This window comes from Psychrobacter sp. GTC18467, assembly GCF_055397455.1.
The window spans coordinates 1515837-1534678 of the sequence record NZ_AP038920.1 but is presented as its reverse complement, the minus strand read 5'-3'; the positions used below and the strand labels follow the sequence as shown (position 1 = coordinate 1534678).

Genomic DNA, 18842 nt, shown 5'->3' with positions numbered 1-18842 from the left:
CCTTGATTACTTTTTTGTACCAATAGGCGGCGGAAGGTATGCGGCACTGTTGCTAAACTCAATCGGCTGAGTGAGCGACTTATGGACTTGTTGAACGCTTTTACTGCGCTCAGGGGGCTTTAAAAATAAATAATAGCTGAGCATGACGGCATTTAACACCACCAAGCCACCAAACAAATAGGGCATATTTCCTCCTAAGTTCCTTCATTATTTTAGACGCTGCTTAATCTTCATTAAATGAGCGCTCGCTTTGCTCTTGGGTCAGCTCATCAGCAGCAATGGTTTGGGTTAATGGCTTGGCAGGCCAGGTCATGATAAAGCGCGCGCCGCCAAGGGTTGGGCTTTCATCCACTTTCATGCTGCCGCTAAACCAAAAGGCAATCCTTGAGACAATCGACAGCCCCAAACCATAGCCGCCTGATGCTCGCGTCCGGCTGTCATCAAGGCGCGAAAATGGAATAAACACCCGCTCGCGGTCAGCTTCAGGAATACCGTGACCATCATCTTCCACACTAACAAACGCGTTGCCTTTTTTCACATCAGCGCTGATGATGATGGTGCTATCGGCATAGCGTAGCGCATTTCCCGCTAAGTTCTGAATCACCCGATGCAGGTAACGCCGATCCGCAACAGCGGTCACTTTTGCCGCAGGAAGCTTGGCAACAATCTTGATTGGTTTTCCTAAGGCATTGGTTTCGCGCTCAATTTGCTCAAGCAATTCGCGCAAGTTGACCGCTTCCCAATCCAGCTTAGGTGAACCTTCTTCAAGTTTGGCATAGGTTAAAATTTCATCAATCAAACCATTTAACGACTCAATATCCTCGTCAATATAATCGCGCTGCATAAAGCGTGACTCTTCATCATCGGTATCAGCAAGCATATCGACCGCAAAGCGAATCCGCGCCACCGGCGTTCTAAGCTCATGGGACACGGCTCGGGTCAGCTCGCGCTGCGACTCAATTAAGCGCTTAATATGCGCGGTCATGGCGTTAAAGGTTGCAGCAAGCCTTGCAATTTCATCTTGACCAATCACTTGAACTTTGGTGTCAATATTGCCTTTACTGACCTCATTGACCCCAAGCTGAATCAATTGCAACTTGCGCTCAAGTGGGAAAATCAGCGCATAAACCCCAAGACTGATTAAAAACATACTGATTAGTACCATACTGACAATCAGATTCAGCGGAAACGGGTTAAATAGCGGAATCGGTCCCATTAAAATCGCCATGTCATTGATTTCTGAGGGCACAATAATGCTGATTGAGGAATCACCTTGGCTGTTATTGGTATCTTGAAACATAATCACCACCTCATCGCGGCGAATTCGCGATAGCTGATCACTGTCAAGATTGAGCGCATTAACCGATTTGATCTCAAGCGGAAAGGAAAATTTTTCCTCAAGCTCTGCCAAACGGTTGCGCTTTGCCGAAAGTGTTGGATAATAGGACAAGTCATCGAGCAAAAACACCGCCATCGCCCGAACTTGCTGCTCGGTCACTTGTAAAATGCGAACACTAATCACCGTGTCCTCATCAGGAAGCTTATGGTAAACATCGGCATAGCTGAGTTTGGATTTGTAGCGAACCACCGTATCCCCGCGATCAAGCCGGCGCAGCTCACTTGAGGTAAAGTCAACCTCTTTGATTGGCAACATTCGAAAGGTCGAGCCAAACAAGCTGCTGGCATCAGACAACCAATACTCGCGCTGAGTTTTGGTGTCTTGATGTACAATGCCTTCACTCACCAAATAAAACGCTCCGGTTGCCATACGCTCGCGGTACGACTGAATGCGCTCTTTATTAATGGTATCAAGGAGCAATTGGGCGAACAGTGCCACGCACAAACAAACGATAAGAAGCCCGCCATAAATGCGGACAAAAATGCTGTGTTTTAAGGAAGAAGCTAAAGACATACGCTACTAAAACCAATACCAAAATCAATCAAGAGTTTTATCATTAAATTATCAACGCTTAAGCAACCCAAAGGCGTGCTTAGAATATCAGCGCTCATTAAAGCACATAAAAACCAACTTCGGTCAAAATCTTACCAATTTGCCAAGAAAAAACCAGCGCGGCGCTGGTTTTTTTAAATCATCAAGAAATTGTTAAGCGATTATCTCAATTGCCTTCTTTGACAAACAAATAACCTTTACTACGAACGGTTTTGATGCGTTTTGGATTTTCAGGATCATCGCCGATTTTTGGACGAATTCTGGAGATGCGAACGTCAATAGAGCGGTCTTGACCGTCGTATTCGATGCCGCGAAGGCGCTCAAAAATGTCCTCCCGCGATAAAATACGACCGGCGTTTGACGCCAAAAGCCACAATAAATCATATTCAGCGCTGGTAAAGTCCACCAACTCATCACCAAGCATCACCGAGCGACCGCCATTATCAATGATCAAATCGCCAAACTCAAGGCGCTGCGGAACGTCTTCTGATGGTGCGTTTTCTGAGCGGCGCAATAAGGCGCGGATTCTGGCTAAAAGCACGCGCGGCTGAGCCGGCTTTGCCACATAATCGTCAGCGCCCATTTCAAGACCAAGCACCTGATCCATATCTTCGGTTCGCGCGGTCAGCATCAAAATAGGGTTTTGAAAATGCGGTCGCACTTCACGGCAAACGGTCAAGCCATCGCTACCAGGAAGCATCACATCAAGAACCACCAAATCTGGCTGCTCGTTGACAATTCGGCGAATAGCACGGTTGCCATCGGTTTCAATGGCCACTTCCAGACCGTTTTTCACCAAGTAATCTTGGGTCAACATCGCTAAGCGCTCATCATCTTCAACGATTAAAATTCGGGGGGTGGTATCTTCTTCATTCATTGTCATTGTTATGTCCTCTAATGAGTTGGGTCAAAAAAAAGCTAGGCAAATGCTTCTGATCGCTGATTGCCTACTTACACTGGCCTCACCTAAAATGGCACAATTCACTGGTTACGCAGTGTTGTCTTGGTCACACAGTATACTATCAAATCTAGCGATTCTTATACTATAGCTTATTTGTGTTAACAAAACCTATAAACAATATTGGCAAAAGCTTTAGTTTGCGTCCAAGAATTAAGGAATGGATTTTCATCATTCTTTGCCATAAAAAAACAGCCCAAAATGGACTGTTTTTTTCTTAACCAACGATTAAGCGCGGTTTTTAAATTTGCGCAAGGTTTGCAATTGCGCCACCGATTCAGCAAGTGAGGCAAGCGCAGCATTGGTTTGCAAAGTATCTGATTGATTGACCAGCATCTGCTCGGCTTTTTTACGCGCCTCAATAATTTTACTTTCATCAAGGTTATGCGCGCGAACGGCCGTATCAGCAAGAACGGTGACCATTTTTGGCTGAACTTCTAACACGCCACCTGACACATAAATGACTTCTTCATCACCATTAGCCGTTTGAACACGCATGGCACCGGGCTTTAATAAGGTGATGAGCGGGGTATGACCGGCAAGAACCCCAACTTCGCCTTCGCTGCCGGTAGCGATGAGCATATTAATCTCACCTGAAAACAGCTCTTCACGAGCGCTCACGATTCGGCATTGGAATGTGGCCATGATTAACTCCTGAGCTTAACACAAATGGTGAATGAATTAAGATTAACCATTGCGTCAATTCGCAAACTGGCGCAATGGTTGATTATTAACTTAAGCCGCCGCTGACTTCATTTCTTCCGCTTTGGCAACCACTTCATCGATGCCACCTGCCATGTAAAACGCTTGTTCTGGCAAGTCGTCGTATTCACCGGCAATGATGGCTTTAAAGCTGGCAATGGTGTCACGAAGGGCAACGTATTTTCCAGGAGCGCCGGTAAACACTTCCGCGACGTGGAACGGCTGTGATAAGAAGCGCTGAATCTTACGAGCGCGGTAAACCACAAGCTTATCTTCTTCGGACAATTCATCCATTCCCAAAATGGCAATGATGTCTTTTAATTCTTTATAGCGCTGAAGCACTTCTTGAACGCCGCGAGCTACGTTGTAGTGCTCTTCGCCAATGACTTGTGGGTCAAGCTGACGTGAGGTTGAATCAAGCGGGTCAACCGCAGGATAAATCCCTTGTGAGGCAATATCACGGCTCAAAACAACGGTCGCATCCAAGTGAGCAAACGTCGTTGCCGGCGACGGATCTGTCAAGTCATCGGCAGGAACGTAAACGGCTTGAACCGAAGTAATCGATCCTGATTGCGTTGAGGTGATTCGCTCTTGCAAAACGCCCATTTCTTCAGCTAGCGTTGGCTGATAGCCTACTGCCGATGGCATTCGACCAAGCAGTGCGGACACTTCGGTTCCTGCCAACGTATAACGGTAAATGTTATCAACGAACAACAACACGTCACGACCTTTGCCAGTAGCTGGGTCTTTTGAATCGCGGAAGTATTCTGCCATAGTAAGACCAGTTAACGCCACGCGCAAACGGTTTCCTGGCGGCTCATTCATCTGACCGTAAACCATCGCCACTTTTGATTTGCTAAAGTCTTCAGTGTTGACAACGCCGGCTTCTTGCATTTCGTGGTAGAAGTCGTTACCTTCACGGGTACGCTCGCCCACCCCTGCAAATACCGACAATCCTGAGTGCTTAAGTGCAATGTTGTTAATCAATTCCATCATGTTGACGGTCTTACCAACCCCTGCACCACCAAACAAGCCAACTTTACCACCTTTGGCAAACGGGCAAAGTAGGTCGATAACCTTAATTCCCGTTTCTAAAAGCTCAGTGCTGTTTGACTGTTCAGCGTATGTTGGTGCTTCACGGTGGATTGACCATTTTTCTTCGGTAGGAACGGGGCCTGCTTCGTCAATCGGGCGACCAAGCACGTCCATAATTCGACCAAGCGTTCCGGTTCCAACAGGAACAGAAATCGGCGCGCCAGTGTTGCTCACCGGAAGGTTACGTTTTAAGCCTTCGGTAGATCCCATCGCAATAGTTCGCACGATACCGTCGCCAAGCTGCTGCTGAACTTCAAGCGTGGTGTCGGTGCCGTCAACTTGCAGGGCATCATAGATTTGGGGGACGTCGTCACGGTTGAATTCAACATCAATTACCGCGCCGATGATCTGTACAATACGACCGCTACTCATCGCGTTCTCCTTGAAATTCTAAAATTAGGTAGTCAGTTAAGAAACGGCTGCCGCGCCGCCAACGATTTCCGAGATTTCTCGGGTAATCGCCGCTTGTCGAAGCTTGTTATAAACCAACTGTAAATCGTTAATCAGCTCACCGGCGTTATCGGTTGCCGCTTTCATGGCGACCATTCGTGAGGACTGCTCAGAGGCGATATTTTCCATCACCGCTTGATAAACAATCGACTCAATATAGCGGCCAAGCAAGCCATCAATTAAGGTTTTGATGTCCGGCTCGTAAATATAATCCCAGCTCAACTCGGTTTGAATGGCGCTTTCTTCGCCACCAAAGGCATTTTCAGGCAGCGGCACCAATTGGGTAACCGTCGGCTTTTGGGTCATGGCATTGATAAACTGGTTATAAACCACATAAATGCGGTCAAGTTTACCATTAGCATAGTCATCAAGCATCGCTTGAACGGGTGCATTTAACTGCTCAAAGGTTGGGTTGTCGCCATAATCGGTCACCGCTGAGGTCACGCGACCGCCAAAGTTTTTAAAAAAACTGACGCCTTTTGAACCAATGACCGCAAACTCTGCCTGAACCGACTGACCTTCATAGCTTTGGATATTTTGGGTTAAGGCTTTAAATAAGTTAATATTTAAGCCGCCTGCCAAACCGCGGTCTGAGGTAATCACGATATAGCCAACCTTGTTGACCGCTCGCGACACCATATACGGGTGTTTGTAATCGGATGACGCATTCACCAAATGCGAGATAACCCGGCGCATACTGTCTGCATACGGGCGCCCCAATTCCATGCGATCCTGAGCTCGGCGCATCTTACTTGCCGCAACCATCTGCATGGCGCGGGTGATTTTTTGGGTGCTTTTAATACTGGTGACTTTGGCACGAATTTCTTTTAAGCTTGCCATAATGATTCCAATATAAGAGGATTAAAAAGCATTGGCGAGGCTGCGCTTGCTGGCACTTCGCAATCCGGATTGCGTTTTGCTCATCGTAGCACAAACTGCGGTGCTACGATGAGTCAATAAAAGCAACCGGTTATCTTACGTTCTTAACAGTATCTTAATAACTGTGGTTTTGTTTAAAGGTTTCAATAGCGTGCTTTAAACGATTGGCAATGTCATCGTTATAATTTGCCGTCTCATTAATTTCAGTCATCAAGTCGTTTTGCTCATCAAACATATAGCGAAGATAAGCAGCTTCAAACGCGCCGATTTTTTCAACCGGAATGTCTGATAAGTAACCTTCGTTTGAGGCAAAAATTACCGCTGCTTGCTCAGCAATTGACATCGGCTGATATTGTTTTTGCTTCATAAGTTCAGTGACGCGCTCACCGTGGTCAAGCTGAGCTCGGGTGGCATCATCAAGGTCGGAGGCAAACTGAGCAAACGCCGCAAGTTCACGGTACTGAGCCAAAGCGGTACGAATACCACCAGACAGCTTTTTAATGATTTTGGTTTGCGCTGAACCACCAACTCGCGATACCGAAATACCAGCGTTCACCGCAGGACGGATACCAGCACTAAACAGGCTTGATTCTAAGAAAATCTGACCGTCAGTAATTGAAATCACGTTGGTTGGAACGAATGCTGAAACGTCGCCCGCTTGGGTTTCAATAATTGGCAATGCGGTCAATGAACCCGTTTTACCCGTCACTTCACCATTGGTGAATTTTTCAACGTAAGCGGCGTTTACGCGAGAGGCGCGCTCAAGCAGGCGTGAGTGCAAGTAAAACACGTCACCGGGATAGGCTTCACGACCTGGCGGACGACGTAACAGTAGTGAAATCTGACGATAAGCTACCGCTTGTTTTGATAAGTCATCAAACACAATCAAGGCATCTTCGCCGCGGTCGCGGAAATATTCGCCCATGGTGCAGCCAGAGTACGGCGCGATATATTGCAGCGCAGCAGGCTCTGATGCTGATGCCACCACAACGGTGGTGTATTCAAGGGCGCCAGTTTCTTCAAGCTTGCGAACGACGTTAGCAATCGTTGAGCGCTTTTGACCAACGGCCACGTAAACGCACTTAATGCCAGAAGCTTTTTGCGCAATGATGGCGTCAATCGCCATGGCAGTTTTACCCGTTTGGCGGTCACCAATGATAAGCTCACGCTGACCACGACCAATAGGAATCATGGTATCAACGGCTTTATAACCGGTCATTACCGGCTGGTCAACCGATTGACGGTCAATAACGCCTGGGGCAATTTTTTCAACTTTGTCGGTCAATTTGGCATTGATCGGACCTTTACCATCAATTGGGTTTCCTAGCGCATCAACAACGCGGCCAAGAAGTTCAGGGCCGACTGGAACTTCTAAAATACGACCGGTACAATAGGCTTTTTGACCTTCTTGAAGTGGCAGATAATCGCCAAGAACTACCGCGCCTACTGAGTCACGCTCTAAGTTAAGCGCCATACCATAGATGTCGCCTTCAAACTCAATCATTTCGCCGTACATGGCATCTTCAAGACCATGAATCTGCACGATACCGTCCGATACTTTGACAATCGTGCCTTCATTTTTTGCAGTTGCACCCGCATCAAGGTCTTGAATTCGCTGCTTGATCAGATTACTGATTTCCGCTGGATTCAATTGTTGCATTGCCTTGTTTCCTTTAATAATGATAACCCGACCATTGACTTTGCGTCACAGCCCGCAGAACCTCTGCGCTGCAAATTAAGCCATGAGTTGTGATTTTAACTGTTGTAACTTGCCGCGAACCGAATCATCAATGACTTTGTCGCCAATCTTGATGGTCGCTCCTGCCAAAAGACTTGGGTCTACGGCTTCATGGATCACCACACTTGCGTTCATTGAGGCGGCAAGTCTTGACTGAAACATCTCACGCTGAGCGTCGGTCAAGGGATACGCAGAAGTCACATAAGCATCAAGCTGCTTTAAGTTTGAGGCTTTATGGCGGCGAAAATGTTCATAAACGGCAGGAAGCAGCGCTAAGCGCTCTTGCTCTGCCAGTTGTTGGATAAAGTTTGCAAGCTCAGCACTCACGTTTTGATAGTGCTCAGTGTTTTCGCCATGACCTTGGGTGGCATCAAGCAGCTGCTTTAGCGCCGAAGCATTGTCGCCTGCAACGTTGCTGTTATAAAGATCGATTAAGGCGGCTGATTTCAGCTCAGCAGAAACAGCAGGATTGTCAAGCCACAACAAAAAATCGTGATCATTGACAATGGTGCTGGCAATGAATAAGAAGTTTTCCCACTCATTGACCACGCCATGCTCATGGGCATAGTCAAACGCCGCTTTTGCGTAGGGTCTTGCTAAGGTTGATAAGTCAGCCATATATCCTCACTATTACAGCTTTGCCGCTAGTTGGTCTAACATGCTGGCGTGTTTTTGCGCATCGACTTGGTCTTGCAAAATCTTTTCAGCGCCAAGAACAGACAACTCAGCCACTTGAGCACGAAGCGCTTCACGAGCTTGATTGATTTCTTGATCAATCGCTGCCTTTGCTTGCTGACGAATGCGCTCGCCTTCAGCTTGGGCTTGAATTTTTGCGTCCTCAACCAACTGGTTGGCGCTTTTGTTGGCTTGCTCAATCAAAGCGGCGGCTTTTGATTTTGCCAAGTTAAGCTCTTGCTCAACACTTTGCTCGGCACTTGCCAAATCTGCTTTTGCTTTTTCAGCCGCGCTTAAGCCATCAGCAATTTTACGTTGGCGCTCATTGATGGCATTAATTAAGGGTGGCCACACGAATTTCATGCAAAACACCACAAATATTGCAAAAGCAATGGCTTGACCGACGATGGTAAAATTGATATTCACGTGATCACCTCTTTGTTAATGAAAAATCAGTGTTATTGACCGTGCTTGATCTTTATAACGATAATTGTCGTGATGCCAGACTCAAACCTATGATTAGGCAATAAGTTCCCACGGTTTGTTATGAGTTATAAAAACCAAACACCGTCAACTGAGCCTTCAAATTAACCGGCGAGAGGGTTTGCAAATAACAACAGCATCGCAATACCAACACCAATCATTGGAACGGCATCCAGTAGACCTGCGACGATGAACATACGAGTTTGCAACTGTGAGCCAAGCTCAGGCTGACGCGCAACCCCTTCTAAGAACTTGCCGCCCAAGATCGCAAAGCCGATGCCAGTGCCAAGAGCACCAAAACCGATAAGCAACGCCACTGCGATAACTGTGTAACCACCTAATACTGGATCCATTGATGTATCCTCATTTACCTATTGAAAGTCTAATTAATGTTCGGTTGATGACGCAAGAGACAGATAAACTATCGTGAGCATCATAAAGACGAACGCTTGAAGGGTAATAATTAAAATGTGGAAGATAGCCCACGGTACAGACAACGCCCATTGAATCCAAAATGGCATTAGGGCAATCAACACAAAAATCAGCTCACCGGCATACATGTTACCGAACAGTCGTAGTCCAAGTGAGATAGGTTTTGCAATTAACGTCACAAACTCTAAGATAAAGTTGACGGGAATGAGTACAATTTTAGCAATTGGGTTTTTGGCGCTAAATGGATGCAAGGTCAGCTCGCCCACAAAGCCGCCCAAACCTTTTTCTTTGATGCTATAAAAGATGATCAGCGCAAATACTGAAAACGACATACCAAGGGTGATGTTCGGATCTGTGGTTGGCACAATTTTAAAGAACACATGATGCGGGTCATGACCCATCATCGCGCCGACTTGACCTGCCAGACTTGGAATAAAGTCAATCGGCATCAAATCCATCAGGTTCATTAAAAAAATCCAAACAAAAATGGTCAACGCAAGCGGCGCAACCAGCTTTGATTTGCCACTATAAGAGTCGCGAACGTTGCTGTCGATAAATTCAACAATCATTTCAACCGCAGCTTGGGTTTTGCTTGGAACGCCTGAAGTCACTTTTTTGGCAACTGACCAAAAGATGGCGCAAAATACCACCCCAAGACCGATTGACCAAAGCATGGAATCAAGATGAATGGCATTAAAGCCCATCCGTCCTGCTTCCTCAGCAGTATGGGCAACAGTCCAACCCTCGCCTGGCAAATAACCAAACGTCCAGTTAGTTAAGTGATGAGAGATATACTCTGATGATGTCTGCTCGGCTGCCATAATGTAAGCTTCTTATTAATCAACGATTCAATCAACTACCAAAATCTTGGTTGTTACAGCGATGTTAAAACGGTTGCTACTGCCGTTTTACTTATTAAACCACTGCTAACCACCAACCCATCTTGCTTTTATAAATACCTATTTTTAAAGGTAATTTTTCGGCTTTAACAAATTTTAGTTATCAAAAAAGGGCTTTTGAATAATCATCAACCAGCCCTTTGGTATTCACACATAAATGCTTTGTGTTTCTTTGCTAATATCCTTTTAGCAAGATAATGAGTCAATATGTCGCGTTTAAACAAAATATTTAGCTGTACATATTAATGCAGCGTTGTTATTGTGTAAAGTCAATTATTTACTTTTTATCCTTTGTGACACTAAGGATTCTGCTGTTAGCGTTTAGTTATCGCACTTTACACGGATAAAAAAATTGTAATTTATTTAATTTTTGGTTGAGCCTTGATGATTTCCTAAAACAGCCGACAAAATATTATGAGCCAATTGCATGGTGATAAAACCAAAAATAAGGGCTGCTGCGGATAAGGGCTTAATGAGGGTGAAAATCAGTACAAACCCCAAAATAATAATAAGCCACTTTGCCATCTGACCTCGGTACAATTGGCTGACAATTTGCCGGCGCGCGCGGTATCCTGAATGCCAAAACACAAATCGTGTAAACACCCACTGAGCCACAAAGCTTAATAAAGCCCCTAAAGCGGCGCTTTTGGTCACGATGCCGTGACTGTTAAAAAAAAGCGTTTCTAGCAACCCAACACTTAAAATCACTGCTAACAATAGCCAAGACTGCTGCTTGCTATAAGCTTGAAGGTTCAGCGTTGACTGACGCCGCGCCGGCTTTGTCATAAGCGATCCTAAAGCTTGTTAGGGCGCACTTGGATCTGGCTTTGCCCAAAATAAAACGCCCCCATTATAAGGAGGGCGCCGCGCTTAAGCAAGTAAAATGTGACGTTTGTCAACCAATAAAAAAACCAGTTTGCAAGCGCAATAGATAGTGATCAATTTCAATCAGTTATCCACTTAACTTTTTACTAAAAGATTTGCTTACCGGTCAAGATTTAATAAATCCTGCTAAGGTTGTGCCCGTGAATTTAAGCTTGATTAAGACGCACAATCAGAAATTTGCATCGCCATGGTTTTCCAACCGCTTACAAAATCTTGAGCCGCGCTTAGGTCTTCTTCTTGAACCGTGACGTTGACCGGTTGCAATTTTGCCAGTAAGCCTTTTTTGGGCGCGCCTTCACTGATTAAGCACATCTGTTTTTGTGGTCGGTGATCACTCAACCATTTAATTTGAGTCGCCGTGGGCTCTAAATGATGGTCAGTGCTTAAACTTCCTGCAAGCTTAAGCTTAAGCGTGGGTTCTAAATAATGATAGGCATCGTGATATGCCCAGTAGGCGCTTGATGCTTGAGAGCGTTGAACGTCTTTGATTGCTTGATCCATATTTTTGGCAAATTTTCGCGCATTGCTTTCATATTGCCCTTTATTTTTAGGATCGGCGTGGCTGTGAATGACGGCAAGCGCCGCTGCAATGGCTTTGGCATTTTGTGGGTCAAGCCAAATATGCGGGTCTAAGCTGTTTTTAATTGGCGCGCCTTTAATATCACGAAGGGGGAAGCGGTTAAAGGCGCGAAATTTAAATAGTGAAATGCTATTGGGCGCTTTATTAAGCGTTGGTGCTAAATTGGCTTCTAACGGCTTGCCAAACCAAACCACAAATTTGCTGTCTTGAATGGTTTTGATGTCCCTTGGGCTGATGGCACCGTGGTGACCGACCTCTCCTGACTGCAAAATCTGGGTTGCTGGCGGCGCAACGCCTTCCGTGACGGCTTTACTTAATAAGTAAAGCGGATAGTTACTGACGCTTACCGGTGAGGTGTTGGCGGCATGAGCCATGCTACAACTTATCGCGATCAAACCTACAAGGAGTGCGCCTCCTCGTTTTTTAAACTTGGGCTTGATTTGATGATGACCTAACATAGCGGCGAGCACTCCTACTTGATAAATTTTGAAGGGTTAAGAACCATAACTTGGATCATGGCGGCAAGTAGTTAAAAAATTATCACCAAGCCAACATGATCAAAGATATTATGTTATACTATAACAATAAAAAAGGGTAGGATTAATTTTTTAAAAAGATGGTAAAGCCACGCCGGATTGTTACAATAGCGGTCAAATTCAAAGTTATGACATGGCAGTTTTTAATCGCCAGCTCAGGTTGATAACTGCCATAGGATAAGTTTTGCTTAAAAGATTGCTGAAGATTTCCTCGTTTCAAGGAGTGCGCCATGAGTCAAAAGCCATGCTGTAATCACATTCATGATGTCCAACAATTTAGCCATGATGAGATAAGCGCACGAATTTTGGCAGCAAAAACCGATTGCGCTCGCCGCGGCGTTCGTTTTACCCCGCTGCGTCAGCAAATTTATCAGCTGATTTTGGAGTCAACCACGCCAATTGGCGCTTATGATTTGATCACTCAGTTGCAGCAGTTACGGCTCAACCAAACCGCTGAGGCTCAGGATAAAGCTAATAAAAACGTGGCACCACCAACGGTTTATCGCAGTTTGGAGTTTTTATTGAGCGAAGGCTTGATCCATCAGCTCACGTCTTTAAATGCTTACGTGCCCTGCTGTCATCCGCGCGATAAACATACGGCGGCATTTTTAATTTGTGAATTGTGTCAACGCGTTCAAGAATGTAGCAGCTTGCCAGTTCAAGAGATCATGAGCTTTGCCAAAAACGATGCCGGATTTTTGGTAGACCGGAGCGTGATTGAGCTTGGCGGTCGCTGCAAAGCGTGTCAGTAAGGCGGCTTGATAAGTCTTATTCACCTATTTGTCGATTATTTTTAAGTCAGCTTTTTATGCCTACTTTTTCTGATAATAATTTTGCTGAGCCACTCGATAGCATGGCGTCGCCTAAATTGTTAAGCCTTGATAACGTCAGCTATCAAATTGATCATCAGGTGTTACTGAACCAAATCAGCTTAGACCTTGCGCAACATGAAACCATCAGCATTATTGGTCCAAACGGTGCGGGAAAATCAACGCTGATTAAATTGATTTTAGGACTAATTGCGCCAACCTCTGGGCAAATTCAGGCTCATTTGCCGCTGCAATTGGGCTATGTTCCGCAGCGCTTTAGCGTGCCGCCAATTTTGCCGCTTCGGGTTCAAGATTTACTCAACCAAGCAAAAAAAGGTTGTTTAAGCCAAAGCGAAAAGGCGTTTGTCTTTACCCATCTTGACATGACCCCGCTGCTCAATCAGCAGCTGCGGCACTTGTCAGGCGGTGAGATGCAACGGGTACTTTTGGCAAGGGCGCTGCTTGAAAAGCCCAATTTGCTGATTTTGGACGAGCCGATGCAGGGTCTTGATCCTGATTCGGAAGTTTGGCTGTATCAGTTTATTGACGAGTTGCCGGAGTTTTTGCGCTGCGCGATGGTGGTGGTATCGCACGATTTGCATTGGGTGATGAAAGGCTCGCGCCGGGTGATTTGCTTAAATAAGCACATTTGCTGTCAAGGTCAGCCCAGTGAGCTTGCCATTGCTCCTGAATTTCAAAAGCTGTTTGGTCATCATTATGAGCAGCCCTACGTCCATAAAGCGCACCACTGTGAGCATCACGCCCCGCAAGAGTCGCTACTCCCAAAAACGGAACATCATTTATGAGCTGGCTTTCAATCATCGCTCCGGCTTGGATCGCAGGAAGTATTTTGGCGCTGCTGTCAGCGCCGCTTGGCTGCTTGGTACTTTGGCGGCGGATGGCATTTTTTGCTGATGCCTTAGCTCATGGTACGCTGTTTGGGGTTGGCATGGCGATTTTATTTCAGCTGCCGTTAGGGCTTGGGGTGGCACTGGTCAGCATTTTGGTGGTATCAGGGCTGGTATTTTTGGATGATGAGCGCTTGCCAAGTGATGCCGTGCTGTCGGTGGTGGCAGTGACTTTGCTGTGTTTGGGACTTTTGACCTTAACCCAATTGACCAATCAGCAAGCCAATGTGTTGGGGTTTTTATTTGGCAGTTTATTGGAAGTTGATTGGTCGGATTTGATCATTTTGGCGGCAACGACCGTCATTGGATTGATTACGCTGGTTTATATTTGGTCCGCACAAATCAAAATTGCCACTTATGAGCCGTTGGCAAAAATCCAAGGCATTCATCCGTTAAAGCAGCGGCTATTTTTTATGGGGCTTTTGGCAGGATTTTGTGCGATTGCGTTGCAAGCGGTCGGCAGCTTACTGATCAGTGGTTTGTTGGTGCTTCCGGCATTAACGGCAAGGCTTTTTGCCAACAATCCCAAACAGATGGTAATTTTTGCGATGATTGCAGCTCAAATTGGGGTCACCTTTGGCGTTTGGAGCAGCGTTTGGCTTGATATTCAAACCGGTCTTGCCATTGTATTAATTTTAGCGCTGATATTTTTAACAACCTTTATCACTGTCAAAATAATTTTAAAAAAATCAGCCGCTTAAAGCTAGAATTAACAGAGATTTCGTGCTATAACCCTGCTAAACGCTCTTTATTGTTATTAAAAATTGCTGTTGTTTTGGCGCTAAATGTTAATATTTACTTAATATAAGATTGTATTAACTTATCACGGTTTTGTGGTAATTTTGGCTTTGAACTTTAGGACTTAGCTTATGTCATTACGCACCTACCCTGCCGACTTTATTGCGACGCCAGACGGTCAGCTGAACGTCTTGCAATTATCAGATTTGCATATTGAGACGCTGTCGGCGGCTGCCAAACCGACTGCGGATTGGCATAGTTTAAACTGCTGTCAAAGTTTTGAATCGCTGCTCAATCAAGCCTTACAAGAGCCGGTTCGCTGTGATTTAATCTTAGTGACGGGCGATTTGGTCAGTAAGATTTGCCCTGATATTTACAACCATATCTTTAAAGTATTAGAAAACACCAAGTTGCCTTTTGCTTGTGTCGCCGGCAATCATGATGTCACCGATGAAGTTGGCGCTCACTTACCGTTTCATCAGCGCACCTTTTTGCCTACGGCTGCCGATGAGCGCCTACTCAGCCGTCACGTCATTGAAAGCGAGCACTGGCAACTGTTATTGATCGATTCGGCAATCCCTGGAAAAGTGTCAGGGGAGGTCAGCGCAAGCGATATTGATTGGCTCAGTCAGCAGTTAACTCGCTGCCAAAAGCCTGCCGTCATTGCCCTTCATCATCACGTTACGCCCATGGACTCAGATTGGATTGATGAGCATATCGCGGACAATGCGGAGATGTTTTGGCAAAAGCTTGGCAGTTTTGCTAACCTTCGGGTCATTGTTAGCGGTCATACCCACCAAGAGCACGTCAAGCATCAAAATGGAGTGACGATCTATACCACCCCCTCAACGTGCTATCAGTTTAAGCCGCTTGAGGACAACTTTGCGGTTGATGAGGACGCTCGCCCCGGCTACCGATGGTTGCAATTAGGCAACAATGGACAGGTTGCAAGCTGGGTCAAAAGAATGGATACTTAGACTTATCATCACCCTGACCGACAAGCGCAGCAATCACTGCCAGTATAGTGATCATATAAAAATAAGGCGCAAAAAAAATACCGGCAGGATGATGAGTAACGGTTAGGACAAGTTATCATTTTACCAAAAGTCTGCCTTGTTATTTTGGGCAAGGATTGTTATAACCCGCCAGTTCGTAGTGATTGTGAGGAGCGTTGCGTTAGCAACTCGTTTTATTGCCATTATTTGAAAAATTAGGATACCGATATGAGCACCTTGACCACCAACCCAAATGAGATGAGATTTGCCCCTTACACGCCAGCTGAAGATGAAGAGTACATGTCTGAAGCTCAGCTTGAGCATTTTCGCGCCATTTTGCTGGATTGGAAGGAGCAATTGATTGGCGAGGCCGACCGCACCAAAACTTATATTCAAGATGAATCAAGCGCCATGCCTGACATCAATGACCGCGCCACCCAAGAAGAAGAGTTTGCCCTCGCCTTGCGCACCCGTGACCGCGAGCGTAAGTTAATCCGCAAAATCGACAAGTCCATTGCCGAAATTGACAATGAAGAGTATGGCTTTTGCGAAACTTGTGGCGTTGAAATTGGGCTTCGCCGCTTAGAAGCCAGACCAACTGCAACTCAGTGTATTGACTGCAAAACCTTATCAGAAATCAAAGAGCGCCAAAACCAAGGTCATATTTAAGATCTAACGCCTTGAGCTCAGTTACCATAAGCGACCTAAGTTAAGGTCGCTTATTTTTTTGCAAAAATTTCTGCTAAACTTTTTATCGTTATATTAACCCTCAATGGTGGCTTTTATGCCAAACTCTCACCAAAAACCAAAACTTCATTCCGCAAGCCCTAAAGCGCAGACTAGACTGCCGATTGGTCGCTTTGCGCCCTCGCCGACCGGTGAACTGCATTTAGGATCGCTGACCACCGCTCTTGCCAGCTACTGCCAAATTAAAGCTATCGGCGGGCTTTGGCGACTGCGAATCGAGGATACTGACTTTGCGCGCTGTGATCCTCAGTTCAGTGAGCAGATCTTAATAGATTTAGAAGCGCTTGGGCTATTTTGGGATGGCGATGTGATTTACCAGTCTGAGCGCACCGACATTTATAATGAGTTTTTAAATGATCAGCTTGCGCCATTGACCTATGCCTGCTCCTGCTCAAGAAAGCAGTTGGCGGACTATTGGCAAAAGCAAGAAAAGCAAGCCAAGCAGAGACAGTCTAAAAGCGCTCAAGCTCAAGCGCAAACGCTACTTTACAATCACGAACCAAAAAGCATTCAAGAGGCTTTGGTTCGCAGTCAACGCTACCCACGGCTTTGCTTAGCTCGTCACCTTGATAAACCCCATCAAAAACTGCGCCTTCAGCTTCCTGATTTTAGCATCGGCTTTTTAGATGGCATTCAAGGTATTCAATGGCAAAATCCGCAGCAGACGCTTGGTGACATGGTGGTCAAACGCGCTGATGGCATGATTAATTATATTTTAGCCGCAAGCATTGATGATGGTCTGCAAAACATCAGCCACATCATGCGCGGCTTAGATATTTTGCCAATGACAAGCGCGCAAATCGCCATTTTAGCGGCAGCAAATTTGCCAAGTATCGATTGCTGGTATCATTTACCGCTGATTTGTCACCCTGACGGTCAAAAGCTGTCCAAACAAAATCTTGCCACCCCGATTGACACCCGTAACCCAAGCGCGTTGCTGCAAACCGCCCTTGGGTTATTAAAACAGCCTGCCGTTGATAGCGATACCCCAGAGCGCATGTTGGCTCAAGCGGTCGCGCAATGGGATAATAAACCTTTGCAGCAGCTGCACGTGTTAAACGCGCCGCCAAGCGTTGATGGCTAAAAAACAAGCTAATAATAGCGGCACTGACTGGCATCAATTTTGGGAATTTCTTTCCAAATTTTCAGCAGCACCGCTGCCATAATCAAGCTGATCACCATCGATGAGCCGCCATAACTAAAAAATGGCATGGTTAAGCCTTTGGTCGGCATCGCGCCCATATTCATCGCCGCGTTAATCGTTGTTTGCGCAATAAAAATAATCGCAATACCAAAGGCGGTGTAACTCATTCGCATTTGCTTATGTTTTAGCGCGTTATAGCTGATTCGTAAAGCACTGCCAATAATGACCGCCTCAAGCAGCAGCACCGTTAACACCCCTAAAAACCCAAGCTCCTCACCGGTGATTGCCAATAAAAAGTCGGTATGCGCCTCCGGCAAATGCGACAACTTTTGAACGCTTTCGCCGTAACCCACGCCCGTAAACTCGCCGCGACCAAAGGCAATCAGACTTCGCGCCAGCTGATAATCGGTATCTTGAATGTCATCAAAAGGGTCAATAAACGACAGCACCCGCGTTAATCGATATTGCGCAAACAAAATCGCCATTGCCGCAAGCGAGCTTAAAATTGCCCCTAAGGCAAAAAACAGCTTGTAAGGCGTTCCGGCAATATAAAAAATGGTAAATACCGTTCCTAAAATCACCACCAACGAGCCAAAATCCGGCTGAGCAAGCAGTAATACGGTTAAAATTCCCATTACCACTGAGATTCGTAAAAAGCCGTCCCAACCGTTACGCACCTCAAACGAGCGCCGAACTACAAAATCAGCGACAAATAAAATCACCACGATTTTTGCAAGTTCAGCCACCTGAAAGTTAAGAATTCCTAAATCCAGCCAGCGTTTGGCGCCATTAATCGGCGTTCCAAAAATAAGCACCGCCAGTAATAAAAACCCTGTCACCCCCAATAAAATAAACTGCGCTCCGGTTTCGTACAACCAGCGCAGCGGCACCAAAAAATAAACCAGCGCCGCAAAAAATAGCCCAGCGGTAATATAAGTCAGCTGTCGGTTAAAAAAATACAGCTCCGATAAATCACGGGTCAGCGCAAATGGAATCGACGCTGAGGCGACCATCAATAAGCTTAAGACCAAAATGCAGCCCAAACTTGCCAAAAGCAGAGACTGGGCAGAGGGCCAAGATTGCCAGCGGTCGCTTGCGTCATTGTCGGTAGTTTTTTGCACCAACCGCGATAAAAAAGAAGTTGCCATAATATTGATTACACTAAAACAAAAAGCTTATTGATTATAAGAGTTGATAATCAGGAAAGCTGCTATTATGACTGACAACCGCTATCAAAC

General features: G+C 45.9%; 20 protein-coding genes. 6 read left to right on the top strand and 14 right to left on the bottom strand.

Annotation, left to right across the window (positions count from 1 at the left end):
* Positions 1-6 precede the first annotated feature (6 nt).
* From ACZ5XY_RS06650 to ACZ5XY_RS06590, 13 genes are all read right to left on the bottom strand, one after another.
* Positions 7-186: a hypothetical protein gene (locus ACZ5XY_RS06650; RefSeq protein WP_464740106.1), complete on the bottom strand. Its 180-nt coding sequence runs from the start codon at positions 184-186 to the stop codon at positions 7-9.
* A gap of 37 nt (positions 187-223) precedes the next feature.
* Positions 224-1912, bottom strand: a complete 1689-nt coding sequence (locus ACZ5XY_RS06645; protein WP_464740104.1) for an ATP-binding protein — start codon at positions 1910-1912, stop codon at positions 224-226.
* Between the two features lie 205 nt (positions 1913-2117).
* The gene (locus ACZ5XY_RS06640) at positions 2118-2828 is read right to left on the bottom strand and encodes a response regulator (RefSeq protein ID WP_169393333.1); all 711 of its coding nucleotides are present in this window, start codon (positions 2826-2828) and stop codon (positions 2118-2120) included.
* Positions 2829-3137: 309 nt separating this feature from the next.
* Positions 3138-3554 carry a F0F1 ATP synthase subunit epsilon gene (locus tag ACZ5XY_RS06635; RefSeq protein ID WP_464740102.1) on the bottom strand — a complete coding sequence of 139 codons (417 nt, stop codon included), beginning with the start codon at positions 3552-3554 and terminating at the stop codon, positions 3138-3140.
* Positions 3555-3644: 90 nt separating this feature from the next.
* The gene (gene atpD / locus ACZ5XY_RS06630) at positions 3645-5078 is read right to left on the bottom strand and encodes a F0F1 ATP synthase subunit beta (protein ID WP_464740100.1); all 1434 of its coding nucleotides are present in this window, start codon (positions 5076-5078) and stop codon (positions 3645-3647) included.
* A 36-nt stretch (positions 5079-5114) separates the two neighbouring features.
* The gene (gene atpG, locus ACZ5XY_RS06625) at positions 5115-5996 is read right to left on the bottom strand and encodes a F0F1 ATP synthase subunit gamma (RefSeq protein ID WP_464740098.1); all 882 of its coding nucleotides are present in this window, start codon (positions 5994-5996) and stop codon (positions 5115-5117) included.
* A 154-nt stretch (positions 5997-6150) separates the two neighbouring features.
* The gene (gene atpA, locus ACZ5XY_RS06620) at positions 6151-7695 is read right to left on the bottom strand and encodes a F0F1 ATP synthase subunit alpha (RefSeq protein WP_464740096.1); all 1545 of its coding nucleotides are present in this window, start codon (positions 7693-7695) and stop codon (positions 6151-6153) included.
* Between the two features lie 75 nt (positions 7696-7770).
* Positions 7771-8391: a F0F1 ATP synthase subunit delta gene (locus ACZ5XY_RS06615; protein WP_464740094.1), complete on the bottom strand. Its 621-nt coding sequence runs from the start codon at positions 8389-8391 to the stop codon at positions 7771-7773.
* A gap of 12 nt (positions 8392-8403) precedes the next feature.
* A complete protein-coding gene (locus tag ACZ5XY_RS06610) occupies positions 8404-8874 on the bottom strand; it encodes a F0F1 ATP synthase subunit B (RefSeq protein WP_464740092.1) in 471 nt (156 codons plus the stop codon).
* 161 nt (positions 8875-9035) lie between these two features.
* Positions 9036-9284, bottom strand: a complete 249-nt coding sequence (atpE, locus tag ACZ5XY_RS06605; protein WP_464740090.1) for a F0F1 ATP synthase subunit C — start codon at positions 9282-9284, stop codon at positions 9036-9038.
* A gap of 33 nt (positions 9285-9317) precedes the next feature.
* Complete coding sequence (atpB, locus tag ACZ5XY_RS06600) at positions 9318-10184, bottom strand: F0F1 ATP synthase subunit A (protein WP_464740088.1); 867 nt, start codon at positions 10182-10184, stop codon at positions 9318-9320.
* A gap of 441 nt (positions 10185-10625) precedes the next feature.
* Positions 10626-11048: an ATP synthase subunit I gene (locus tag ACZ5XY_RS06595; RefSeq protein WP_464740086.1), complete on the bottom strand. Its 423-nt coding sequence runs from the start codon at positions 11046-11048 to the stop codon at positions 10626-10628.
* A 255-nt stretch (positions 11049-11303) separates the two neighbouring features.
* Complete coding sequence (locus ACZ5XY_RS06590) at positions 11304-12101, bottom strand: metal ABC transporter solute-binding protein, Zn/Mn family (protein ID WP_464740084.1); 798 nt, start codon at positions 12099-12101, stop codon at positions 11304-11306.
* Positions 12102-12493: 392 nt separating this feature from the next.
* On the opposite strand from ACZ5XY_RS06590, the gene ACZ5XY_RS06585 reads away from it, so the two are divergent.
* The 6 genes from ACZ5XY_RS06585 to gluQRS all read left to right on the top strand — a co-directional run bounded on the left by ACZ5XY_RS06585 (position 12494) and on the right by gluQRS (position 17544).
* On the top strand, positions 12494-13015 hold the full coding sequence (locus ACZ5XY_RS06585) for a transcriptional repressor (RefSeq protein ID WP_464740082.1): 522 nt from the start codon (positions 12494-12496) through the stop codon (positions 13013-13015).
* A 56-nt stretch (positions 13016-13071) separates the two neighbouring features.
* Positions 13072-13878: a metal ABC transporter ATP-binding protein gene (locus ACZ5XY_RS06580; protein ID WP_464740080.1), complete on the top strand. Its 807-nt coding sequence runs from the start codon at positions 13072-13074 to the stop codon at positions 13876-13878.
* Positions 13875-14681, top strand: a complete 807-nt coding sequence (locus ACZ5XY_RS06575; RefSeq protein WP_464740078.1) for a metal ABC transporter permease — start codon at positions 13875-13877, stop codon at positions 14679-14681. The genes ACZ5XY_RS06580 and ACZ5XY_RS06575 overlap by 4 nt, the downstream gene beginning before the upstream one ends.
* Before the next feature lie 168 nt (positions 14682-14849).
* Positions 14850-15695 (top strand): metallophosphoesterase, encoded by an 846-nt coding sequence (locus ACZ5XY_RS06570; RefSeq protein WP_464740076.1) that lies wholly within the window; start codon positions 14850-14852, stop codon positions 15693-15695.
* Positions 15696-15941: 246 nt separating this feature from the next.
* Complete coding sequence (gene dksA, locus ACZ5XY_RS06565) at positions 15942-16382, top strand: RNA polymerase-binding protein DksA (RefSeq protein ID WP_464740074.1); 441 nt, start codon at positions 15942-15944, stop codon at positions 16380-16382.
* A 115-nt stretch (positions 16383-16497) separates the two neighbouring features.
* Positions 16498-17544, top strand: coding sequence for a tRNA glutamyl-Q(34) synthetase GluQRS (gluQRS, locus tag ACZ5XY_RS06560; RefSeq protein ID WP_464740072.1), 1047 nt, complete (start codon positions 16498-16500; stop codon positions 17542-17544).
* An 8-nt stretch (positions 17545-17552) separates the two neighbouring features.
* On the opposite strand, the gene ftsW is transcribed toward gluQRS, so the two are convergent.
* Complete coding sequence (gene ftsW / locus ACZ5XY_RS06555; protein ID WP_464740070.1) at positions 17553-18752, bottom strand: putative lipid II flippase FtsW; 1200 nt, start codon at positions 18750-18752, stop codon at positions 17553-17555.
* Positions 18753-18842: the final 90 nt, after the last annotated feature.

Bases quoted from the DNA above. Each gene is read 5' to 3' on its own strand.
- ACZ5XY_RS06650 (WP_464740106.1), bottom strand. From the start codon at position 186: ATGCCCTATTTGTTTGGTGGCTTGGTGGTGTTAAATGCCGTCATGCTC.
- ACZ5XY_RS06645 (WP_464740104.1), bottom strand. From the start codon at position 1,912: ATGTCTTTAGCTTCTTCCTTAAAACACAGCATTTTTGTCCGCATTTAT.
- ACZ5XY_RS06640 (WP_169393333.1), bottom strand. From the start codon at position 2,828: ATGAATGAAGAAGATACCACCCCCCGAATTTTAATCGTTGAAGATGAT.
- ACZ5XY_RS06635 (WP_464740102.1), bottom strand. From the start codon at position 3,554: ATGGCCACATTCCAATGCCGAATCGTGAGCGCTCGTGAAGAGCTGTTT.
- atpD (WP_464740100.1), bottom strand. From the start codon at position 5,078: ATGAGTAGCGGTCGTATTGTACAGATCATCGGCGCGGTAATTGATGTT.
- atpG (WP_464740098.1), bottom strand. From the start codon at position 5,996: ATGGCAAGCTTAAAAGAAATTCGTGCCAAAGTCACCAGTATTAAAAGC.
- atpA (WP_464740096.1), bottom strand. From the start codon at position 7,695: ATGCAACAATTGAATCCAGCGGAAATCAGTAATCTGATCAAGCAGCGA.
- ACZ5XY_RS06615 (WP_464740094.1), bottom strand. From the start codon at position 8,391: ATGGCTGACTTATCAACCTTAGCAAGACCCTACGCAAAAGCGGCGTTT.
- atpE (WP_464740090.1), bottom strand. From the start codon at position 9,284: ATGGATCCAGTATTAGGTGGTTACACAGTTATCGCAGTGGCGTTGCTT.
- atpB (WP_464740088.1), bottom strand. From the start codon at position 10,184: ATGGCAGCCGAGCAGACATCATCAGAGTATATCTCTCATCACTTAACT.
- ACZ5XY_RS06595 (WP_464740086.1), bottom strand. From the start codon at position 11,048: ATGACAAAGCCGGCGCGGCGTCAGTCAACGCTGAACCTTCAAGCTTAT.
- ACZ5XY_RS06590 (WP_464740084.1), bottom strand. From the start codon at position 12,101: ATGGCTCATGCCGCCAACACCTCACCGGTAAGCGTCAGTAACTATCCG.
- ACZ5XY_RS06585 (WP_464740082.1), top strand. From the start codon at position 12,494: ATGAGTCAAAAGCCATGCTGTAATCACATTCATGATGTCCAACAATTT.
- ACZ5XY_RS06580 (WP_464740080.1), top strand. From the start codon at position 13,072: ATGCCTACTTTTTCTGATAATAATTTTGCTGAGCCACTCGATAGCATG.
- ACZ5XY_RS06575 (WP_464740078.1), top strand. From the start codon at position 13,875: ATGAGCTGGCTTTCAATCATCGCTCCGGCTTGGATCGCAGGAAGTATT.
- ACZ5XY_RS06570 (WP_464740076.1), top strand. From the start codon at position 14,850: ATGTCATTACGCACCTACCCTGCCGACTTTATTGCGACGCCAGACGGT.
- dksA (WP_464740074.1), top strand. From the start codon at position 15,942: ATGAGCACCTTGACCACCAACCCAAATGAGATGAGATTTGCCCCTTAC.
- gluQRS (WP_464740072.1), top strand. From the start codon at position 16,498: ATGCCAAACTCTCACCAAAAACCAAAACTTCATTCCGCAAGCCCTAAA.
- ftsW (WP_464740070.1), bottom strand. From the start codon at position 18,752: ATGGCAACTTCTTTTTTATCGCGGTTGGTGCAAAAAACTACCGACAAT.